General features: G+C 59.0%; 17 protein-coding genes and 1 pseudogene. 11 read left to right on the plus strand and 7 right to left on the minus strand.

Annotated features, from left to right (window positions below):
- Positions 1 to 3: 3 nt before the first annotated feature.
- The 4 genes from RGR602_RS32850 to RGR602_RS32860 all read right to left on the minus strand — a co-directional run bounded on the left by RGR602_RS32850 (position 4) and on the right by RGR602_RS32860 (position 4,901).
- The gene (locus RGR602_RS32850) at positions 4 to 1,098 is read right to left on the minus strand and encodes a glycosyltransferase family 4 protein (RefSeq protein ID WP_040116098.1); all 1,095 of its coding nucleotides are present in this window, start codon (positions 1,096 to 1,098) and stop codon (positions 4 to 6) included.
- 84 nt (positions 1,099 to 1,182) lie between these two features.
- A complete protein-coding gene (locus tag RGR602_RS37875; RefSeq protein ID WP_203226222.1) occupies positions 1,183 to 1,617 on the minus strand; it encodes a hypothetical protein in 435 nt (144 codons plus the stop codon).
- Between the two features lie 358 nt (positions 1,618 to 1,975).
- A complete protein-coding gene (locus tag RGR602_RS32855) occupies positions 1,976 to 3,322 on the minus strand; it encodes a Do family serine endopeptidase (protein WP_040116099.1) in 1,347 nt (448 codons plus the stop codon).
- A 1,105-nt stretch (positions 3,323 to 4,427) separates the two neighbouring features.
- Complete coding sequence (locus tag RGR602_RS32860; RefSeq protein WP_040116100.1) at positions 4,428 to 4,901, minus strand: Hsp20 family protein; 474 nt, start codon at positions 4,899 to 4,901, stop codon at positions 4,428 to 4,430.
- Between the two features lie 474 nt (positions 4,902 to 5,375).
- On the opposite strand from RGR602_RS32860, the gene tauA reads away from it, so the two are divergent.
- Genes tauA through RGR602_RS39325 form a run of 4 tightly spaced genes read left to right on the plus strand, consistent with a single transcriptional unit; the run spans position 5,376 to position 8,250 of the window.
- Positions 5,376 to 6,392, plus strand: coding sequence for a taurine ABC transporter substrate-binding protein (gene tauA / locus RGR602_RS32865; protein WP_040116694.1), 1,017 nt, complete (start codon positions 5,376 to 5,378; stop codon positions 6,390 to 6,392).
- Positions 6,393 to 6,447: 55 nt separating this feature from the next.
- Positions 6,448 to 7,236, plus strand: a complete 789-nt coding sequence (locus RGR602_RS32870; RefSeq protein ID WP_040116101.1) for a taurine ABC transporter ATP-binding protein — start codon at positions 6,448 to 6,450, stop codon at positions 7,234 to 7,236.
- Positions 7,233 to 8,087: an ABC transporter permease subunit gene (locus RGR602_RS32875; protein WP_040116102.1), complete on the plus strand. Its 855-nt coding sequence runs from the start codon at positions 7,233 to 7,235 to the stop codon at positions 8,085 to 8,087. The genes RGR602_RS32870 and RGR602_RS32875 overlap by 4 nt, the downstream gene beginning before the upstream one ends.
- A 37-nt stretch (positions 8,088 to 8,124) precedes the next feature.
- Complete coding sequence (locus RGR602_RS39325) at positions 8,125 to 8,250, plus strand: hypothetical protein (protein ID WP_267285115.1); 126 nt, start codon at positions 8,125 to 8,127, stop codon at positions 8,248 to 8,250.
- Between the two features lie 168 nt (positions 8,251 to 8,418).
- On the opposite strand, the pseudogene RGR602_RS37880 reads toward RGR602_RS39325, so the two are convergent.
- Positions 8,419 to 8,627: pseudogene (locus tag RGR602_RS37880) on the minus strand (IS110 family transposase); the annotation flags it as partial.
- A 138-nt stretch (positions 8,628 to 8,765) separates the two neighbouring features.
- On the opposite strand from RGR602_RS37880, the gene RGR602_RS32885 reads away from it, so the two are divergent.
- Entirely contained in the window at positions 8,766 to 8,999 is a 234-nt protein-coding gene (locus RGR602_RS32885; protein WP_040116104.1) for a hypothetical protein, read from the plus strand.
- Between the two features lie 335 nt (positions 9,000 to 9,334).
- Here RGR602_RS32885 and RGR602_RS32890 read toward each other — a convergent pair whose 3' ends face one another.
- Positions 9,335 to 12,214, minus strand: coding sequence for a helix-turn-helix transcriptional regulator (locus tag RGR602_RS32890; RefSeq protein WP_040116105.1), 2,880 nt, complete (start codon positions 12,212 to 12,214; stop codon positions 9,335 to 9,337).
- A gap of 625 nt (positions 12,215 to 12,839) precedes the next feature.
- Between RGR602_RS32890 and RGR602_RS32895 the strand changes: the two genes are divergently transcribed.
- From RGR602_RS32895 to RGR602_RS32905, 3 genes are all read left to right on the plus strand, one after another.
- Positions 12,840 to 13,424, plus strand: coding sequence for a glutathione S-transferase N-terminal domain-containing protein (locus RGR602_RS32895; RefSeq protein ID WP_040116106.1), 585 nt, complete (start codon positions 12,840 to 12,842; stop codon positions 13,422 to 13,424).
- A 113-nt stretch (positions 13,425 to 13,537) separates the two neighbouring features.
- The gene (locus tag RGR602_RS32900; protein ID WP_040116107.1) at positions 13,538 to 14,401 is read left to right on the plus strand and encodes an alpha/beta fold hydrolase; all 864 of its coding nucleotides are present in this window, start codon (positions 13,538 to 13,540) and stop codon (positions 14,399 to 14,401) included.
- Between the two features lie 25 nt (positions 14,402 to 14,426).
- Complete coding sequence (locus RGR602_RS32905) at positions 14,427 to 15,197, plus strand: class I SAM-dependent methyltransferase (protein ID WP_040116108.1); 771 nt, start codon at positions 14,427 to 14,429, stop codon at positions 15,195 to 15,197.
- 88 nt (positions 15,198 to 15,285) lie between these two features.
- On the opposite strand, the gene RGR602_RS36700 is transcribed toward RGR602_RS32905, so the two are convergent.
- Entirely contained in the window at positions 15,286 to 15,381 is a 96-nt protein-coding gene (locus RGR602_RS36700) for a CGNR zinc finger domain-containing protein (protein ID WP_407692059.1), read from the minus strand.
- A gap of 792 nt (positions 15,382 to 16,173) precedes the next feature.
- Here RGR602_RS36700 and RGR602_RS36705 point away from each other — a divergent pair.
- The 3 genes from RGR602_RS36705 (at position 16,174) to RGR602_RS32925 (ending at position 18,886) form a co-directional block, all read left to right on the plus strand.
- A complete protein-coding gene (locus RGR602_RS36705) occupies positions 16,174 to 16,506 on the plus strand; it encodes a YciI family protein (RefSeq protein ID WP_082046747.1) in 333 nt (110 codons plus the stop codon).
- Positions 16,507 to 17,264: 758 nt separating this feature from the next.
- Positions 17,265 to 17,639 carry a VOC family protein gene (locus RGR602_RS32920; RefSeq protein WP_040116110.1) on the plus strand — a complete coding sequence of 125 codons (375 nt, stop codon included), beginning with the start codon at positions 17,265 to 17,267 and terminating at the stop codon, positions 17,637 to 17,639.
- 455 nt (positions 17,640 to 18,094) lie between these two features.
- Positions 18,095 to 18,886 (plus strand): AMP-binding protein, encoded by a 792-nt coding sequence (locus RGR602_RS32925; protein ID WP_040116111.1) that lies wholly within the window; start codon positions 18,095 to 18,097, stop codon positions 18,884 to 18,886.
- Positions 18,887 to 19,483: the final 597 nt, after the last annotated feature.

Raw genomic sequence — 19,483 nt, forward strand, 5'->3', positions numbered from 1 at the left:
CTCCTATGCGACTATCTGTAGTTCTGTAGTCCCTCCGGCAGCACGGCGTAACGGCGCAGCTTTCGAGCGCACACCAGGCAATCCTTGATAGATTGCCAGATAATCCCCGGCCATGCGTTCTGCAGTGAAACGGCGCTCGAATGCTGCGCGGACCTGCCGGCGATCAAGCTTCAAAAGCCACTCAATATTTTCAATGGCTTCCGCAACGCTATCGACGGCAATCCCCGAAACGCCATCTTCGATTATTTCCGGAACCGAGCCGCGACGGAATGCCAGCACCGGCGTCCCGCAGGCCATGGCTTCGATCATGACCAACCCAAAGGGCTCCGGCCAGTCGATCGGGAAAAGAAGAGCACTGGCGTTGCCCAGGAAGCTAGCCTTCTGATGCTCGTTGATTTCGCCGATGAATTCCACATTTCGATGCATCTCGACCATCGGCTTGATGACGCTGTCCCAATAGACGTAGTCGACGGCATCCACCTTGGCGGCGATCTTGAGTGGCATGCCAACGCGCGCTGCAATCTCGATTGCGATGTCAGGACGCTTTTCTGGTGAAATTCGCCCGAGGAAAGCGAGATATCCGCCGCTTGGACGTTCGGCGAACGGAAGGACATCGGTGGGCAACCCGTGATAGACGGTTCCTGCCCAACCAACGGGAGGCATTGGCACGCGTTGATCGTTTGAGATCGACACGAGTGGAATGTCCGCGAACGTTCTATACAGGGGCTTCAGGTCGGGAAGATCCAGCCTTCCGTGGAGCGTTGTGACCGTTCGATCGGCAAATTCCCGGATCACCGGAAAATGCAGGAAATCAATGTGGAAATGCAACACATCGAAATCCTGAGCGCGCCGGCGGATTTGTTCCAACATCACGACCTGGTACGGCAAAGGGTCTTTTATGCTGGTATGGAGACGAAGGGCGACGTCGGAGCAGGAAACAAGTTTAGCGGACGTAATGGAATCGCCGCTGGCGAACAAGGTCACGTCATGTCCCTGCCGGACGAGCTCCTCTGTCAGGTACGAGACGATCCGTTCCGTCCCTCCGTAGAATTTCGGCGGAACTCGTTCTGCAAGTGGTGCTATCTGAGCGATCTTCATCGACAAAACCTCCTCATGTGAGCAGAGAATCGGCGGTAAAAACCACGCCCGCAGACGCGCGGCGTATATGTCAGTGGCAGCAGATCAGGGTGGTTGACAGGCACTATCTCCTTTCTCGTACTGGTGGTTGTGGCGACATAGCATAGCGTCAGCCGAATCAGCATGGAACATGCCGGCAAGGGCGTGATGAGACTGGGGTCGATCCGGTGCCGCGCATTGACGCGCGCTTTTCGGTTTCATGTCACCGTCGAGCGATTTGCGCCCTGACATGACTTCATCATAGCTTAGGGGCCGCGGACTGCCCGGAAGCCAGCGCTGCGCCGCGACCGATTCAACAACAAACCTGTCTGGTGCCCAAGAAGCGAGGCTTGCTTGCTTGTCGACGTGAGTGTGGCCCGGCGCGCTCAATAGGTCGCCAGGATCGGAAAAATGTATCCGAAGACGCAGCAGACGGCGCGGAGCGATTTCTGCTGCATGCTCGAAACCTGAAGGTGATATTTCGCCGTTATCCTTCCTCATCATCAACTCCAACATCTCCGTTGGAACCAATGCCGCCGCCTTTTGAGCGCCATTTCAAAAAAATGTCATGCACGAAACTGCGATTCAAGGACCGTGACGACAATTTTTAGCACTCTCATGCACAGAGTGCTAAGTTTTCGGCCAAAGTGCTCTTGAACCTGGAAACGCCGCCGGATCGACTGCTCCGGGTGCGGCGTTGTCAGCCAAAAGCCAGTCAGGCAGACAAACGATCGCCGGGAAAGCGCCGGAACGGACACCCGACTGGACACTACGGTTCCAACTTGCAGTTATCCGTCGAGCAGATCTTCTCATCTCTTTTTCCAACCGATGAACATGTCGCATGAACCTTTGTGATCTCTCAGCGGATCACGAGGAACAGTTTCTGACCGTCGCGAACGAGTTCGAGCGCGATCGTTTCAGTCGCTCCTTCAAACGCCGCGTTCAAATCCGTAATTGTCGAGACCGGCTTGCGATTGATGGCAACGATCACATCGCCGCGGCGAAGTCCGGCACGCGCGGCTGGGCTGCCTTCCTCGACACTGGTCACCGAGACACTGCCGGACCCTTCGTCAAATCGCGCGCCGCCCAACCGATCAGGCATCTGGGCTTCTGCTGCGCCACGATCGGCTTCGATGCGCAACCTTGCCGTGTTGCGCGCACCATCGCGCATATACGTAAGTGCGATTTCAGAGCCTACCTCGGCAAGGCCAATCCGGTTGCGAAGATCAGTTGAGCCCGCGATCGCGTGATCGCCGACATTGGTTATCACATCGCCGGCCTGCAACCCGGCAGCCGCAGCCGGCGAGCGCTCCTCAACGCTGCTCACAACTGCGCCCTTGGTGTCGGCAATTCCAAGCGCCTGTGCAAGGTCAGGGGTCAAATCCTGGATGGCAACGCCGATGCGGCCACGGCGCACCTCGCCGTGCTCGATGAGCTGTTTCATCACCGCTGAGGCCATCGCAATCGGAACGGCAAACCCGATGCCGACGTTCCCGCCCGCTGGCGCGATGATTGCAGTATTGATCCCGACCAAACGGCCCTCGGCGCTCACCAGGGCGCCCCCGGAATTCCCCGGGTTGATTGATGCGTCCGTTTGAATGAAGTCTTCATAGCCCTCGATATTGATGCCGCTTCGTCCAAGTGCGCTGACGATGCCTGACGTGACCGTTTGGCCAAGGCCGAACGGATTGCCGATTGCGACGACGGTGTCGCCGACCCGCAGTTTGTCGGATTCGCCAAAGGGCAGCGCCGTCAAATTGTCACCGCTAATCTTCAGCAATGCGATATCGGTCGCCTTGTCGCTCCCGATCAGCTCAGCAGAAAGCCGTCGGCGGTCCTTCAGCGTTACCATGATCTGGTCGGCGTCCGCAACGACGTGGTGGTTGGTAAGGATATAGCCGTTTGCAGCGTCGACGATGACGCCGGAACCGGCGCTCATCCGCGGCTGAGGGTCGGGCAGGTTGAAGTAGCGGCGGAAAAAAGGATCATTGTAAAGAGGATTGGCTTCCCCGGGGCTTCCCGATCTCACGGCGATGTTGACGACGGCCGGCGTCACACCATCGAGTACATCGGCAAGACTACCCGCCTTGGCAGCAAGGGCCTCCGTTTGCGGCTCGGCCGGCAAGGCCGGCAGAGGGACCAAAACCATGAAGAATGAAATGAACGCACCAATTGCCGGTGCTGCAAAGGTCGAATGCGTCGTCATCCTCGTCCCTCGCCTCTCGCATCCTCCTGTTGGCGCCGGGACCGACTGTTGTCGTCCCGGATGCGAGACGACAATCGGTGCCAGGCCGCCCCATGCCCCAACAAAACGCCATGTCGTTTAGACAAATCTGCCTTTAAGGTTGATCTTCTGGGCTATGGGGAAAATCCATTTGGTTTGGGAGCAAATCGGTTTCAAGAGGTTGACATCAAAAATTTAGCACTCGATGCTGCCGAGTGCCAAATCTGTTTTTCTTTGACTTACTGCTTAGCCAGGGCCTGGGGAAATCAGAGGCTGTCGCATGCTGGACCAGGACAACTGCTGCAAAACCACAGCGCCGTAGCGCTAGCGACAACGCCCCGCAACAACATGCACCAATTGACGTGGTCGTCGGCGCTGATAAGCCAAGGATCGAAGGCTCGCCACGAGAGCCTAGATACTAAGCCCCATTCCTCTGCTTGATGAACGTCTTGAGCGCCGCCAGGCCAACAAGGTCGATGACAGGGCCCCGACACTGCACGACACGCTGCATAATCCGACGGAACAACCAAGATGTAAGGTGACAGGGCAAGAGCGACACCGCCAAGTGTTGACGATGTCGAATCCGATCGTCTGTTGAAGGGCTGCGCGTTTAGCATCGCTTCTTTGCGGTTGGTTTCATCAATGGATGTTCGAACCCTTTGGGATGAGAGGACTTTGAGTTTTCCGAAAAACACCCGCACGACATAGCGCGACCCTTGGCGATCAGCACAGCATATGGCCGACTGCAGTGTCGGGAAGCGGAGTTCGACTTGCGTCAGCGGATCGTTATCGCACGTTCAGCCCATCAACGGCTCGATGAACCGCGGCCGCCGGCGTTCGAACGCAAGGCACCAGCCTTTGGCGGAGGCCGAACCAGACGTCATCACACTGCTCGGTTCATTTCACGGTGCAGCGACAAGAATGGATTGTGCTCTTTGTCGCCGAGTGAGGAACCTTAGAGCCGTTGTTCCGGCTCCACGGGATCAAGTCACGGACGGTCAATCCGATTCTCCCTTCTTTTCGCAGACATCACTCTTGGTGCCGGGCGCTTGCCCGGCACCTGCCTGCAACGTTGGATCTGGGGTGCTTAAGCCGCCGCCTCGGCGTCGATCTGATGCACCTTCCCCTGCTGGAGTGCCGTTTCGGCTGCGATCTCGATGCGGCGCGGCTTCATCTCCTCGGGGATTTCGCGGTTCAGGTCTATCGTCAGCAGACCATCGACAAGCTTGGCTGCCGTGACCTTGACATGGTCGGCAAGCTCGAAGCGACGCTCGAACATATGGCTTGGAATGCCGCGATGCAGGTACTGCACAGCATCCTTGTCAGCCTTTTCGCCCGATACGATCAGCATATTCTGCTCATGAGTGATGCTCAGATCGTCTTGCGAGAAGCCGGCCACCGCCATGACGATACGATAGTCGTCCTCGCCGGACTTCACGATGTCGTACGGGGGCCAGTTTTCCGCAGGCATCGTTTGGCTCGCAGCCTCAAGTGCGTTCAACATTCGGTCGAAGCCGACGCTCGACCGGAAGAGCGGAGAGAAATCGAAAGTGCTTCTCATAGCCATATCCTCCTTCGAAGCAACATGGATACAAGACAGCGCCAAGCCGAAGACGTCTTGACGCCTCCTTGACTCAGCCGGCCCCATTACTGGGCGACCGGGCATCTATAAATTTAATTCGAAGACAAGGGCATGCAAGAGGAAGTGTGATATTTTTGTCGCGCGGCCCGCGGCGGTCACCAAGCTTGGAGGAAGTTTTGACCCGGGCGCGGGGGCTCTACACTCATAGAGCCATCCGCAAAGCCTGCGGTTACAGCGGTTACGACAGAGCACCTGACCGATTGCAAGCGGTAGCGGCAATGGCGCCAAGGCGCAACTCACATGAAGAATGTCAGCACGTCCCAGAACGACGAAATATTTATCTCCAAAATCTATAATTATAGTTTGGTATTTCTCTTCCTTCCCTTTCCCCGACGCTACGCTTTGAGCGTGATTTTATCCGGCGCGAAGGCCAAGGAAATAAAGGGCATCACTATGAATATCAAAAAACTACTGACTGCAGTCGTGTTCGGCGTCGGCAGCCTGACCATCGCAGCTGTCGCAGCTGATGCAGCGGACAGGAAGGTTGTCGTCGCTTATCAGACCGATGCCCTTCCCTCGTCCGTTGCCATCGCCAATGGCGACTTTGCGAAGGAGACCGGATACGATATTGACTTCCGCAAATTCAACTCCGGCGCCGAGATCTTCGCCGCCATCGCCTCCGGTGACGTACAGATCGGCTATGTCGGCTCGAGCCCGTTTGCAGCTGCGGCCTCACGCGGGCTGGAGGTCAAGGCCTTCTACCTCTCGTCGATCTCGGGCATCGACGAAGCGCTGGTCGTGCGCAACGGCGCGGGCATTGAGAGCCTTAATGATCTCAGGGGCAAGAAGCTTGCAGCAGCGCCGGTTTCCACCGACCACTATCAACTGCTCGCGCTTATCAAGTCACTCGGCCTGTCCGAGAGGGATGTTCAGGTCTTCGCAATTCCCCAGCCTGAGATCGTTGCGAGCTATAACCGCGGCGACATCGACGGCGGCTTCGTCTGGGACCCGGCGCTGACCGAACTCAAGAAGAACGGCAAGGTGCTCGTTACATCCAAGGATGTCGCCGACAGGGGCGCGCCGACTTTCTCCGCCTGGGTGGCGACATCGCAATTTGCGGCAGACAATCCCAAATTCCTGAAGAGCTTCGCTTCTGTCATCACCAAGAACTATGCATCGTTCGCAGCCGACAAGGCGGCATGGGGTCCAGACAGCGACAACGCCAAGTCGCTTGCCAAGCTCCTGGGTGGCACCGCTGAACAGCAGGCTGCGGCTCTCAAGAACCTGACGCTTTTGACGCCAGAAGTGCAGGCGTCCGTCGCCTGGCTTGGCGGCGGCGAGAAGTCTGGCGCGGCGAAGATCCTCAAGGACACCGCAGCCTTCCTGAAAGAACAGGGCAAAGTGTCGGAGGTCCTGCCGAACTACGGCAACTTTGTCACCGCCGACGCGCTGAACAACGCCACGAACTGACCCTCCCTGACGCTGGCGCGCAATCCGGTGCGCCGGCAACCTTATGGAATGACAGATGTTGAAAGTCGATCATGCCAGCGTTTTCTTTGCGGCCCGCGATGGCCGAACCATTCATGCGCTGGATCGGGTATCGTTCGATATCCCCGAGAGCGGTTTCGTCGTCGCGCTCGGTGCTTCGGGGTGCGGCAAGTCTACCCTTCTCAACGCCATCGCAGGGTTTCTTCCGCTCTCGGAGGGAGCGATCACACTCGATGGCCGTGCCGTCCAACGCCCTGGCGCCGATCGCGGCGTCGTCTTCCAAAGGGATTCGCTTCTTCCATGGACGTCCGTCGTCGAAAACGTGGCTCTCGGTTTGAAGTTCGCTGGCGTCAAGAGGCAGGCGCGAAATGACCTGGCATTGGAATTGCTCCGTCTCGTCGGCCTTGCCGAATTCGCCAAGTCCTTTCCCCACGAGCTTTCCGGCGGCATGCGCCAGCGCGTCGGAATCGCCCGTGCTCTCGCGACCGATCCGGACATCCTGTTGATGGACGAGCCCTTCGGCGCGCTCGACAGCCTGACGCGGGAGCAGATGCAGGAACTATTGGTTTCTGTCTGGGCGAAAACCGCCAAAAAAATCTTCTTCATCACCCATTCGATCGAAGAAGCGCTGTTTCTCGGCACTCAGGTCCTGTTGATGTCGCCGCGGCCGGGCCGCGTCATAGCTCATTTCGATCTCGATTTCGTAAAGCGCTTTGCCGAAACGGGCGATGCCCGCTCCATCAAGGCCTCGCCGGAGTTCGCGCAGTTACGCGAGGAGATCCGCAGCATTCTCCACCGAGGCAACGATTTCAGGAGCGCCGCATGAGCGAGGTAACAGATACATCTTCACTCGCCACGGCGCTTGCGAGCCCGCAGGTCAAGCTCGTGAAAATGGCGAGTTTCGGCGTCGGCGAACAGCCGACGGTTTCGATCAGCATCACAACTGGGGTGGCGATTGTCGTTTTCTGGTGGCTCGTCTCAGAACTCGGTCTCGTTCCACATCTTTTCCTTCCGCGGCCTAACGAAGTCCTCACTCAGATCAGCGCCGTCTATCGCGATGGTTATGCGGGTGCGTCCCTGTTCGAGCATATTAGCGCCAGCCTGTTCCGCATCGTCGTTGCCGGGATCGTCGCGGTTAGCGCGGGCATTCCGCTGGGCCTGCTGATGGGGCTCAATCGATGGGCAAAGGGCATTCTTGACACGCCCATCGAGTTCTACTGGCCGCTTCCTCCCCTCTCCTATCTACCCTTGATGATCATTTGGCTCGGCATTGGCGAGACATCGAAAATCACGTTGCTGGTGCTCGCGATGTTCGCTCCCATCTGCCTATCGGCCCAGGCCGGTGTCCGCTCCTTGCCGATCGAGCGCGTCAACGCGGCCCGCTCGCTGGGTGCAAGCCGCCTGCAGCTTTTCATAGATATCGTACTGCCATCGGCACTGCCTGAAATCTTGACTGGAGTGCGAATCGCCGTCGGCATCGGCTGGGGAACCCTTGTCGCTGCCGAGTTGATCGCCTCCACACGGGGTATCGGCTTCATGATCATGTCGGCCTCCCAATTCCTCGCAACCGACGTCGTCTTCGTTGGCATCGGCATGATCGCCATCTGCGCTTTCGCATTTTCCGCCGCGATCCGGTTTTTGGAGGCTCTGCTGGTGCCCTGGAAGGGGAAACTTTGATGAAGCATAGACGGACAGCGGGTGAGAAAGCGACGGAATGACAGACGATATTCCGGATCATTCGGACCACCCGTCACAAAAGCGCTGGCCGCGAGCGTTCTGGCTCGCTTGGGCGGCATTGGTTGCGCTGGCGGTGGTTATCATCTGGATCTGGGTGGATTAGTTTTCAAAAAGCTTACTGCCCTGGCAGCGCTCCCACCTTTATCGACCTGAGAAACGCAGGAATTGACTGAATACACCGAGGTCAGATTGGACCCGCCGAGAACTGCCGCCGGACGCTTGCCGGGTCCGCATAGCTCACACTGCCGCTGGAAATAGAATACGGATATCCGGTACTTGTGGGCAATCTGCAAGGAACGCCGGTGATCGACGGATAGACGGTGCTGCGCAGCCGCACGTAAAACATCCGCTCACGGAGCGCGCCGCGTAGCCCTCGGGCCTTGGCTCGCTGCCCAGGCTTCCGGCACCGTCGGCTTGAAGCAGAAGCGCCAGCACCGTCGCATCGATCTTGTCCGTCTTGATCTTGGCGTTGGCGATCGCGCCGGCATCAACGCCGATGACAGCCGAGGGATCCTCATGTATGGTCGCCGCCCGGTGGGGTGCCGGCACTCAGTAGGACTTCGGCCCGGTGCACGGTTCAATGGTAGCATGCAAATTAGGCAATGTGGGAGTTCGCGGATGCTTGAGTTGTCGGCTTTGGAGCCTGAATGCTTTTACTGGGCGAGACGCAGGGAAATCGGAGGGGCATGGGAGGTCGTGCAAATTTCCACAGTTTTCGGCGCCGGCCGCGACTACTGGACGGTCGCCAGAACCGGATCGGATGTCCACCACATGGTGGACGAGTTCGAATTCCTGGCAAGGATTGCCTTGCCGGAGGCCGATATCATTCCTCTATCGCAGGCCGCCGAGTGAGCATCGAATCAGCAAGGCGACGGCGGCCAGCAATGGCTCCATCCCAATTTCATGGCCGCCCCAGCGTCTATTGCATGCCGAGGCTAGCGAACAAGACCCTTCCCTACCGGCAATCCATGTCTTTGGCGTCAAGGTAACGACGACATCACGCGGACGCGGCCTTTCGACGGTCCACCCGATCTCTCGCCCACATGGAAGGGAACGGGGCCTGATCTCGTGAGCCCGCAGTGCCAAACCAGCGTGAAGGATCCGTCAGCCTGTGCGCGACGAGGTGACACGTCCCCTTCCCCCTGAATGCGGCCGCATCAGCAGCTTATTGCCAGGCAAGCTAACCGCTAGCCCGGATCAACGATCCGCAGCCGGTGCGCCATCGCAGCCGCGGCGCCACGGCTGGGGACGGAGAGTTTGCTCAATATGTTGGAGACATGAACGCTCGCCGTTTTCGAGGAAATGAACAGATTGTTGGCGATCTCGCGATTGCTCTGACCCGCGGCGACAAGCCGGAGCACCTCGAGTTCTCGTTCCGTCAGGCCGAGGGGTGCCTTCCACATACCGCCGTCCTCCCCATCTCGTAGATCAATGCGGGCCCTCGCGGCGAGGGCCTCGATCTGGCTGCACAGGAGGCGCGCGCCGATCAAATGGGCAAGGTCCGCTCCTCCCCGGAAATGGCTCGCCGCCTTCGCGCGCTTGCCGGCATTCACTGCCGCACCACCGGCCCGCATAAGGGCATATGCCTGTCGGAAGCGTTGGCTCAAATCAGCCCAGCTTCGGGCAACCGCTTCCCAGGCATCGACGTCGGAAACCGTCGCGCGTGACATCTCGGCTGCTATGCCCAGCTTCTCAGCTTGCTCCACCGCATTACGACACTGCGTCCGGGCGGCAAGGTCCGCAAACTGCCGGGCGACCTCTTTCTGGTTCGTATCAATGGCCACGCGCATTGCTGAGGCGAGGAGCGGCCAAGAGACGCCTCCTTGCTTTTCCAAATATCTAGGAGCGGATCTTACCAAGACCGCAGACTGACCCATGTCGCCCGCGAGCGCTCGGCTTTCGATATCAAACCTTAAAAGATTGGCGGCCATGCGGCTTGAAACCTGCGGCCCCGGCGGCAGACTGCGTAAAGATCTTGCCGCAGCGGCAATTCGATCCGCATCGCCCAATACCAAGGCGATCTCTGCCTGGCATTCGAAGACATGAACGAGCCCCAGCGGCAACGGATCCAAGGCCGCCATCCGTTCGCACGTCTCAATGGCATCGGAAACGCGGCCCATGGCGAGGTAGGCCCGGCACAAAGGCGAAGCCATCATCGCCCCGATATATCGGGCCTGGCCGAACTCGACGGTCCGCGCAAAGATCGCCGGTCCGACTTCGATGACCTGAGCGTATTTTCCTGTGTCAAGCAGAGCTTGAAGCAGTGCCGCCCCCGCCAGCACCTCGACCCGGCCGATGGAGACCTGCCCTGCGCGCGCAGCCACGCTCCAATGGGCATCGATGCGAGAACTGTTCGATGCACTGTCTACCGACGCTTCGACGATCAGTGCTTCGATGCGGTATTCTTCGTCATCGAGCCTCTCCGATAGATCCTTCAGTTCGTCGCCCAAGCGCCTGGCGCGATCGAACTCTCCCCGCAATATCAGCGCGCGGGATAGCTGTCCCAGCCCGTCCGCGCGCAGCCTTGTGGGATCGAGCGCATGATCAAGCGCTCGCTCAAGGTCGGCGATCTCGCCCGGGATGAGCGCGTGTTGACGCATCACAGCGCGCTGCAGAAGAAGCGCCGCCAGCTGTTCGCCGTCGCGGTCGGCATCCACTTCGGCGAGTGCGCGTTCGACAAAGGCCAGGCCCTGTTCCGCTTCCGCTGCCCAGCAGGCGGCATCGGCAGCGAGTTCCAACACCTTGCAGTGATCCGCGCCGATCAATTCAGTCGCCTTATCGACCTCGGGCCACGCTGCCAGCACGAGCTTCAGCATCTCCATCTGGTCTGCATAGGCGAAAGCGGCAGCGGCTTCCGCCGCAGCACGCCAGGCCCATCTCAGGCAATTTTCGGCTTGGCCGGCGCCGTACCAGTGCCGTGCGAGCGCAACGGAATGCCAAATACGGTAGCTTGGAACGGGTCCACGCTCGAGCACGTCGGCATAGACGCGATGAATGGCCACCTTTTCGCCGGCAATCAAGTCACCCCGCACCGCTTCGTGGATCAGTGCATGGCGGAACCCATATCCGTCCCCATCAGGCAACAGAATCCCCGCCAAAATCGCAGGACGCAGCAATGCGGCCAACTCAAGATCAGGTTTGTTGGCCACCCTGCGAAGAAGCGCATGGGTCATCTGCGGGCCGCCGAGGGCCATCACCTTTAACACCTCCGTCGTCGACGCCGGCATGTCCCTGACGGCTCTCAGCAGGTAGTCGTTGAGCGAACCGGGAAAATCTGTCCGCAAACTGCCGCTCGCATCGATGAGTGCCTCCGTGAACAGCGGGATTCCGCAGCCCCGCGCGTGGACCTCGTTGATCATGGCAGGTGTCGGTGGGCGACCGAGGAGCCCCTCAAGCTGCAAGGAAACCTCCGCGCGGGTAAGGCGGGGAAGCTTCAACGCTTCAGCACCCTCGCAAAGGGAGAGGTCCGCGATGGTCGTGCGCAGTGCGTTGGTGCCGTTCGTCTCCTCGGGTCGATAGGTGACGATCAGCATGAGCCGAATTTTCTTCAGCCGCGTCGTGAGGAAGCGAAGCAAATCGCAGGTGGCTTGGTCGGCCCAGTGAATGTCCTCGATGACTACGACGAGCGGCATCTCCCGTGCCAACTCCTCGAACAACCTTCGCAGCGCCTCGAACAGCCGCGCTCTTGCGATGCCCGCATCAAACCTTTCACCGGTCACGCCAAATTCGGGAAGAAGCCACGCCAGTTCTCGCGCACCCTCGGCGCCGACAAGCGACCTGGCCGCCGGCCCACCGCGCAGATGAACCAGTTCATGCAGCACAGCCGTTACCGGCGCATAGGGCAATGCCGATTCCCGCTGCTCAATGCACCCGCCCTTCAAGATCAGTGCACGGCCCGCGAGCCGGTCGGCGAATTCCTCTACCAACCGGCTTTTTCCACCGCCTGCTTCTGCCCCGAGAAGAAAGCAACGTTGCCGCCCGCCAGAGACATCTCGAAAAGCGGATTCCATCGAATCGAGTTCTGCTGCGCGGCCTGAGAACCGCGACCTTCTGAGAGATGTCGACACAAAATGCTCCGATACGTGGAGTTCGAGACTAGCAGAGATGGAGACATAGTCATCCAGTGTGCCACGGACATCAGCAAAGTAGCGATGTGCCGATCTGCAAGCGCCGGCGCCGAATCCCCTGCGGGAGATGCCCGACGCGTGGGCGGGCCAGCTTTCAGCGCCAGAATCGCGATCTGATGCAGAACGCTCCGCCAACTCGCTACCGCTCAACGCCGAAGAATAAGTCGGTCAGACTGGATCATCCATCCTCCCAAAAGTGTGTTTCAAGCCAGTCGTACTCAAAATGCCCGATGCGGCACCCCCTACCTTAGCCACAACATGGGGAACATGCGGACGTCGAGCGATTTCGCAAGAATCTTTGAGACGTCCAATGCGAGCAAATAAGGAAGTCGTCTATGACATGCGCCAGCAACGCCCCTGAAAGCGTATATCCGGATTACGGCAACCTGATTTGCTATGCCGTGGCGAGACGCTTGCTGACACCAGAGCTTAAGGCTTCGTCAGCCAACAAAAAGCGGACGTTGGAAAGGCGCCATCAGGCCGGTGCCTTCCGCAATCGAGTAGGCTCCTAACCCGGCAGGCTTTTTGGACCATGGCCATATGAAACGAGGGAAGGTTCGGTTCGATGAAACTCTTCTATGCACCCGGATTTAGCAGCATCGCCGACCACATCGCGATGCTAGAGGCCGGGCTTCGGTTTGATCTCGTCAAAGTGGATATATTGACCAAGCAGATCGAAGGCGGCGGCAGCTACACAGACATCAATCCCAAAGGGTACATCCCGGCCTTGATGTTCGATGATGGAGAACTCTTGACGGAGAATGCCGCGATCCTTGCCTGGGTGGCGGATCGTGTTCCGAACTTGGCGCCGCGCGGCGAACTCGGTCGGTACAGGCTGATCGAGATGCTGAGCTTCCTCGCCAGCGAGATTCACAAGCGCTTTCCCATCTATTTCTCAGTGTCCGAGGAATCGAAAGCGGTCCTCCGCGAAGAGATTCTTCAGCGCTTCGGCCTTCTGGCCGGCAGGGTGGAGCGCGAGAACTATCTCTTTGGTGAGAGCTTCAGCGTGGCGGACCCCTACCTCTTTATGCTGGCGCGTGGCGCGCAGGAACTCGGCTTCCCGCTTGCCAAGTGCTTTCGCGATTATGTGGGCCGCATCGAGACGCGTTCCTCCGTACGGGAGGCAGAACGACGTGAAGGTCTCACCTAAGCCTCCTCCACCTCGATCATGATTCAGGAGGAGCGGAAATGGCTCGGTCGGACCTCGCTTGGCGAGAGGAACCCGGGTCATCACCACAGAGCTCAAACCAATGGGAGGACAGGATGCAAACAAATCAACGCGCGATCCGCTGCAGTGGACTGGAAATCGCCACGGAAGCGTTCGGCGACCCGGCGCACCCGCCCGTAGTTCTGATTATGGGGGGGATGGCGTCGATGTTGTGGTGGCATGAGAGCTTCTGTGTACGCTTGGCAGAGCAAGGTCGCTTCGTCATCCGCTATGACCAGCGCGACTCCGGTCTTTCTACGAAATATCCCCCCGGTCGGCCGGGCTACACCTTCGACGACGCCGTCGATGACGTCTTCCGCGTACTCGACGGCTACGGAATTTCGATGGTCCATCTCGTCGGCTTTTCTCTCGGGGGGATGATCGGCCAGGTGGCCGCTTTGAAGAATCCGGAGCGCGTACTTTCCCTGACGGCGATCAGCAGCTCGCCGGTCGGGGTGGACCAATCGCACTTCCCTCCGAGCGGTGAGGCCTGGATGGAACACATGGCCGTGGAGGCGGACTGGTCGGACCGGGCAGACGCAGTCGCCTACGTGGTCGATGACGCGCGCCTGACTGCGGGCACGGCACATCCGTTCGACGAAGCCGGGACCCGAGCCTTCCTCGAACGGGATTTCGACCGGTCCGGAGGCTATCTCAGCGCCACCAACCACAGCATCCTCTTTGAGGTGGGCGACACATGGCAGGGCCGGCTGAACGAGATGAAAGTTCCCCTTCTCGTCGTTCATGGCACGGCCGATCCGGTTTTCCCGCTGGCGCACGGCGAGGCACTCGCGCGAGCTGTAGCGGATGCGAAGTTCGTGAAGATCGAAGGTGGCGGCCACGAAATTCATCCCCATGATTGGGAAGAGATCATTTCTGCCATCGATGAACATGTCGGAAGGCGAACGTCCGTCAAGTGACCGAGGAAAACCAAGTGAGGTGGAGATGTTGGATCGTGCTGACTTCTATGACGCTGAATTAAAGCGGCACAATGCGCATTTGCGCGCCGCCGCGAGCGTTGGCGTACGTGACCGCGTGCTCGATATCGGTTGCGGGGCAGGACAATCGACTCGTGAGGCCGCCCGTGTCGCTGTGCAAGGCGACGCGCTCGGCCTGGATACGTCCTTGGAGATGCTCGAGGTTGCGCGACGACGTTCCAACGAAGCGGGGTTGCGAAATGTTGCGTTTGAGCAGGGTGATGCCCAGCACCACCCATTTCCCGCTGACAGCTTCGACCTCTGCATCAGCCGGTTTGGCGTCATGTTCTTTGCTGATCCGGCGGCAGCGTTTGCCAATGTCGCCCGCGCGATGCGTCCAGGCGCGCGCCTTGTATGGATGGTGTGGCAGAGCCAGGAGCGCAACGAGTGGTCCGGCGCGATCAGGCGAACCTTGGCCCCACCAACCGCGGTTTCCGCAGATGCTTCCATGCCGTTTTCACTTGGCGATCCCACCATCACCACAGAACTTCTGAGCACGGCCGGCTTTGTTTCGATCGATTTTGCCGAGGTGCGCGAACCGGTTTTTTATGGACCAGACGTCGATAGGGCGTTTGACGCGCTCATCGACCTCTACCTGGTGAAGGACGCGCTTGCGCGAACCGATGAAGCGCCCGATAAGGCATTGCAGAGACTGCGCGATTTACTCGAGGCACATATGACCACGCAGGGGGTACTCTTTGACTCGCGCGCGTGGGTCGTAACCGCCCGCAGGGCGTGAATTAGAGCCGGAGGTTGATTGACGAGTGGGTGTCCTCGTCGCTGCATGTGCGTTTCGGTCGCCACGCCTGGTCGCGGACGAAGCCGATCTATTCATGCTCCCTGTGGCGCGTGACCTCGCGGTTTCCGCAGGTCCGCATGCTGCACCAGCGGCGCTTGCCGCCGCGCGACGTATCCAGGAACAACCCGCCGCAACGGGGCAGGAACGCACCCTTCGCGCGGCAAGGTGAAATAGCCTTCGATCGAGAGCATGGCCGGAAGGGCGGTTACGGCTTCGGGGTCCCGCCACCGGACGAGGGCCAGGTTGGGACGCCCCGAAGGCCTTCCTTGCCGATCCTATCGAGGAAAATAGGGCCAAGGCCCGACTGGACGCAATTCGAGACAACTCGCTACCAGTTATCGGAGAACAGCTGAGCGCCTGATGGGTCTCTATCCTCCAGATGGGCTGGCATCTCGACTGGGAGCGCCTGTCACGGCCCGGAAACATCGACATCCAATTCAAGATCTTCTCCGACTACGGGTCGCACATCGCGTTTCCCGGCCATCCGGGCCTACCACCGCGAGCACCAGCCGCCCGTGCCTTCTGCTTTGGGGCGGGCACGACCCCTCCTTTGATATCAACGAGATCATGGCATACAAACAACCGCATCCTTGATGCGCTGGAAATCCACGTCTTCGAGAGCGGACACGCTGCTGGAAACCCATGACAGAGGATGCGCAGCTCTTGTGGGCCGCTTCATGCTCGACGTGGACGCGGCGCGCGCTTAGATTCCTCCAAGCGACGTCATAGCGAGCATGACCGTGGCGGACATCATCGGTTTTCTGGACTGGCCTACCTGCGCTGGCCGAAACCAGGGCTTGATGACCCCCGCCAATGTGAGACCGGTCAGCTTTGAGGGGAGCGGCGCGATCGGTCTGCGCAACATCAGCGAGCGTGCCGTCTTAAGGTGGCATCCACGATCCAGGAGGATATCCGCATGCCCAAATTCATCACCATCGGATACGGCGATCAAGCGGGATATGACCGCACCGAACCGGCTCTCCGCGACAAGGCTCACGCGCATGACAAGGACCTTCACGACAGAGGGGTCCTGATTGGGATCGCCGGCTCCCCGGTTCAGGTCCGAAACCACGATGGCGCGAAAATCGAAACGACCCCATGCCCGTTTCTGCAATCACCCCTGCCACTCGCCGGCTTTGCCGTCATCGAAGCGGACAGCCTTCAAGACGCAATCGACATGGTTTCGTGGACACCCTGCGCTGTCGCGCAAGGGGTCGTGGAAGTATGGCCGTTGGAGCAACCGAAGTAGGCCGCGGATCAAGTTGACCGCACATCGCTCTTGGGAGGCAGGAAGAATGTTCGTTGTTCTGGGCGCAACAGGTCAAATCGGATCGGTCGTTGCCGAAACCTTTTGAACGAATGCTTGGGGTTACCGCCGTCATGCGGAGCACCGCAAAGGCGGCCTCTCTCAAGTCAAAAGGCGCGCAGATCGCCATGATTGACGTTGGCGATGCCCGAGCCCTCGCGCAATGTTCGCCGCGGTCGTCGCGCATTTCTTCTCACCCCCCCCGGCGCCCGTCGATAGGGACACCGATGCCGAGAAAAATCGCACCGCGGCAAACATCGCCGGAGACGGTTCTTGTCGAGTCATACTACGGTGCACAGCCCGGCGACGCGATCGGCGATCTTTCCGTGCTCTGGAATTTCGAAACAAGTGTCGGCTCCTCCGGAAGCCCGGTGGCAATCAGTCGAGGCGCGTATTATTTGATGCGATCCTCTCAAGGACGTCATGTGTTCCCCGATCACTCAACATCGCAACCCGCCATACCCACAAAGACATGACCAAAATTTGAGAGGGAGGCTTGGTCGACACCGGCAATAGCCAAACGGCCGCTCCCTCCCGCCCGCCCCTCTGTTCCTTGCCATGAATGGCTGACCCATGGCATTAAGGTCTGAGAAGCAAAGCTGCCGCGAAGCACCGCTTGCGGCGCAAGCAGACATTGCAACGCGCGGAGCATGCTCCGATTGCTCGTCTGTCAGGCAGGCTTACACACTTCAGGAGGAGTGATGTTCGACCACGTTAAATTCGGAGCCAGCGACTATGCGGCGAGCAAAGTGTTCTTCCTCAAGGCACTTGAACCGCTCGGTGTTGCGGTTGTCTCGGAAGGACCGCCGACCTACGGTGTCGAGCTCAGCTCAAAGGGTAAGGCTTCATTGTGCATATTCAAAACCGAGGAAGCGCCGGCGCATCTTCACTTGGCATTCACTGCCGATAATCGCCAGCAAGTCGAAGCTTTCTATCGCGCAGCTCTGGAGGCAGGTGGCAAAGACAATGGTGCGCCTGGTCTGCGCCCGCACTACCACGCTAACTACTATGCAGCTTTCGTTATCGGTCCGGACGGGCACAACATTGAAGTGGTTTGCCACAAACCCGAAGCCTAACTCTTCACATCGGGGAGCGCTCATGAGCGGGCATGGCTCACCTGCGACCGCCCCTACATCCGTCGACGGCGTCGCGGCAGCGTGACCAATCAACTATCTCTCGCCCATCCCCCGCCTGGCAGGTGATGATGCTGCGTTTCGTCAAATCGACACCCAGTCGACCGACGGCCAGGTGCGCAACACCCCTCTGGCTGGATACGGTCACAGATACCGAGCATTCGGTACCGAGCACGACCGTCATGCGGCTCGCGGCAATAGTCGATGGAGCTTGCGTATCGTGGCTAGGAACCGTGAAGCCTCCGTATTCCGCAGCTCATATCCGTTTTCCGCAATATTTTGGCAGCCCTTCGGCCTCGATGCTGCAATTGCGTAGTGCGGCTTACCGGATTAGTTGACTAGAAATACTCAAGGAATATAGGCGCTTGCGTTTCAAGTCTCATAATCGAAACGTAATCATGCCCCTGACCGACATTGTTTCCGTAATCGCTCGCAGAGAAGATCGCACGGCGCTTCTTTTCGGCAGCGGACGGATCCTTTCCTACGCGGAACTCGACGAGCAAACGCGACGCTTCGCAAATCGGTTGGGACAGGGACAAAAGCGGCTTGTGGCGATTGCTGCAGAAGTCTCCGTGCATGCGATCGTCGCCTATCTCGCAGCACTGAGGGCGGGACACGCGATCGCCATGCTGCCACCCTGTGATGAGAGGCCGTGGGATGATTTTCTTAACGCCTTCCAACCGGATTTCATCTTCCGTCCAGCCAATGGCCACTGGCGTCTGATCGAGGAGGTCCGGCCTGGTAATGGCAGCCAGGGGATCCACCCTGATCTCGCCCTGCTGCTCATGACATCAGGGAGTTCGGGCACTGCCAAAGCAGTGCGTCTTTCCTTTGCTAATCTCGACGCCAACTTACGCTCGATCGCGGCTTACCTCGAACTCTCATCCACCGATCGTACCGCATTGGTCCTACCCCTCCACTATTCTTACGGACTGTCGATCCTGAATTCCCATCTGATTGCGGGCGGCAGCGTTTTCTTTCCCGGCATTTGTGTAATGGACGGCGACTTCGCCCGCATCATCGACGAGAGCAACTGCACAAATCTCTCTGGCGTACCCTATACCTATGAACTCGGATCGTACTGTATCCACCTTTTGTTCCTGTGGATAATTCAGACCGTGTTTGTGCCGTCTTCCATCGCGCGCGTTGATCACCATTATCATTGTCAGCATCGCTTCACTTATTGCTAGCAATCTGATGTCAAAGATAAAGCTTTTGTCCCTGCTCGTGGAGCGACTAAGCTTCAATGCAGCCGAGGCCACCGTCGCCTGTCGGCCCTCCCGGCGACAATAAGCGCAGGAGGCTCGAGAGCTGATTAAAGGTGCTCGCCTGAATGAAATGGAATTCGACGGAAGCGGGGTATACCGCCTTCACGCGGCAAGGACTCGTCTAAGAGAGGTCAAAGGCGAGCCCAAGCCATGAGTACCGGGGGATAACCCCTTGGCACTTGGGGATCACGCAGTTTCAGTAGCTGTGGAAGCCCGAAAGGCGTGATCCCATAATAAACGCCCAGTGGAAGGGAAGGTTCCGTGCGATCGACCAGAAGAGAAATCCGCTCTTGCGAAAATCTACGACAATCTACGACATTCAGGGGCTGGTGTATCCTATCATCATCGGTGCGCCGGCGAGCAGCTGGTAACGCGGCGCAGGGGGAGATCCTCCTTGGCCGGCATAACGTGGGAAATAACCCCGACCCTCAAATCCTAAGCGGAATCTCGAAATCTGATGGATGCAGCTGCCCTGATCAGTATGATGCGGGGCCTCGCGCTCATCGCATCAACGCGAGC

It is taken from the genome of Rhizobium gallicum bv. gallicum R602sp (genome assembly GCF_000816845.1).
Classification (GTDB): Bacteria; Pseudomonadota; Alphaproteobacteria; order Rhizobiales; family Rhizobiaceae; genus Rhizobium; species Rhizobium gallicum.

Excerpts from the sequence above, each read along its gene's own strand:
- RGR602_RS32850 (WP_040116098.1), bottom strand. The coding sequence starts at position 1,098 with ATGAAGATCGCTCAGATAGCACCACTTGCAGAACGAGTTCCGCCGAAA.
- RGR602_RS37875 (WP_203226222.1), bottom strand. The coding sequence starts at position 1,617 with ATGAGGAAGGATAACGGCGAAATATCACCTTCAGGTTTCGAGCATGCA.
- RGR602_RS32855 (WP_040116099.1), bottom strand. The coding sequence starts at position 3,322 with ATGACGACGCATTCGACCTTTGCAGCACCGGCAATTGGTGCGTTCATT.
- RGR602_RS32860 (WP_040116100.1), bottom strand. The coding sequence starts at position 4,901 with ATGAGAAGCACTTTCGATTTCTCTCCGCTCTTCCGGTCGAGCGTCGGC.
- tauA (WP_040116694.1), top strand. The coding sequence starts at position 5,376 with ATGAATATCAAAAAACTACTGACTGCAGTCGTGTTCGGCGTCGGCAGC.
- RGR602_RS32870 (WP_040116101.1), top strand. The coding sequence starts at position 6,448 with ATGTTGAAAGTCGATCATGCCAGCGTTTTCTTTGCGGCCCGCGATGGC.
- RGR602_RS32875 (WP_040116102.1), top strand. The coding sequence starts at position 7,233 with ATGAGCGAGGTAACAGATACATCTTCACTCGCCACGGCGCTTGCGAGC.
- RGR602_RS39325 (WP_267285115.1), top strand. The coding sequence starts at position 8,125 with ATGACAGACGATATTCCGGATCATTCGGACCACCCGTCACAAAAGCGC.
- RGR602_RS32885 (WP_040116104.1), top strand. The coding sequence starts at position 8,766 with ATGCTTGAGTTGTCGGCTTTGGAGCCTGAATGCTTTTACTGGGCGAGA.
- RGR602_RS32895 (WP_040116106.1), top strand. The coding sequence starts at position 12,840 with ATGAAACTCTTCTATGCACCCGGATTTAGCAGCATCGCCGACCACATC.
- RGR602_RS32900 (WP_040116107.1), top strand. The coding sequence starts at position 13,538 with ATGCAAACAAATCAACGCGCGATCCGCTGCAGTGGACTGGAAATCGCC.
- RGR602_RS32905 (WP_040116108.1), top strand. The coding sequence starts at position 14,427 with ATGTTGGATCGTGCTGACTTCTATGACGCTGAATTAAAGCGGCACAAT.
- RGR602_RS36705 (WP_082046747.1), top strand. The coding sequence starts at position 16,174 with ATGCCCAAATTCATCACCATCGGATACGGCGATCAAGCGGGATATGAC.
- RGR602_RS32920 (WP_040116110.1), top strand. The coding sequence starts at position 17,265 with ATGTTCGACCACGTTAAATTCGGAGCCAGCGACTATGCGGCGAGCAAA.
- RGR602_RS32925 (WP_040116111.1), top strand. The coding sequence starts at position 18,095 with ATGCCCCTGACCGACATTGTTTCCGTAATCGCTCGCAGAGAAGATCGC.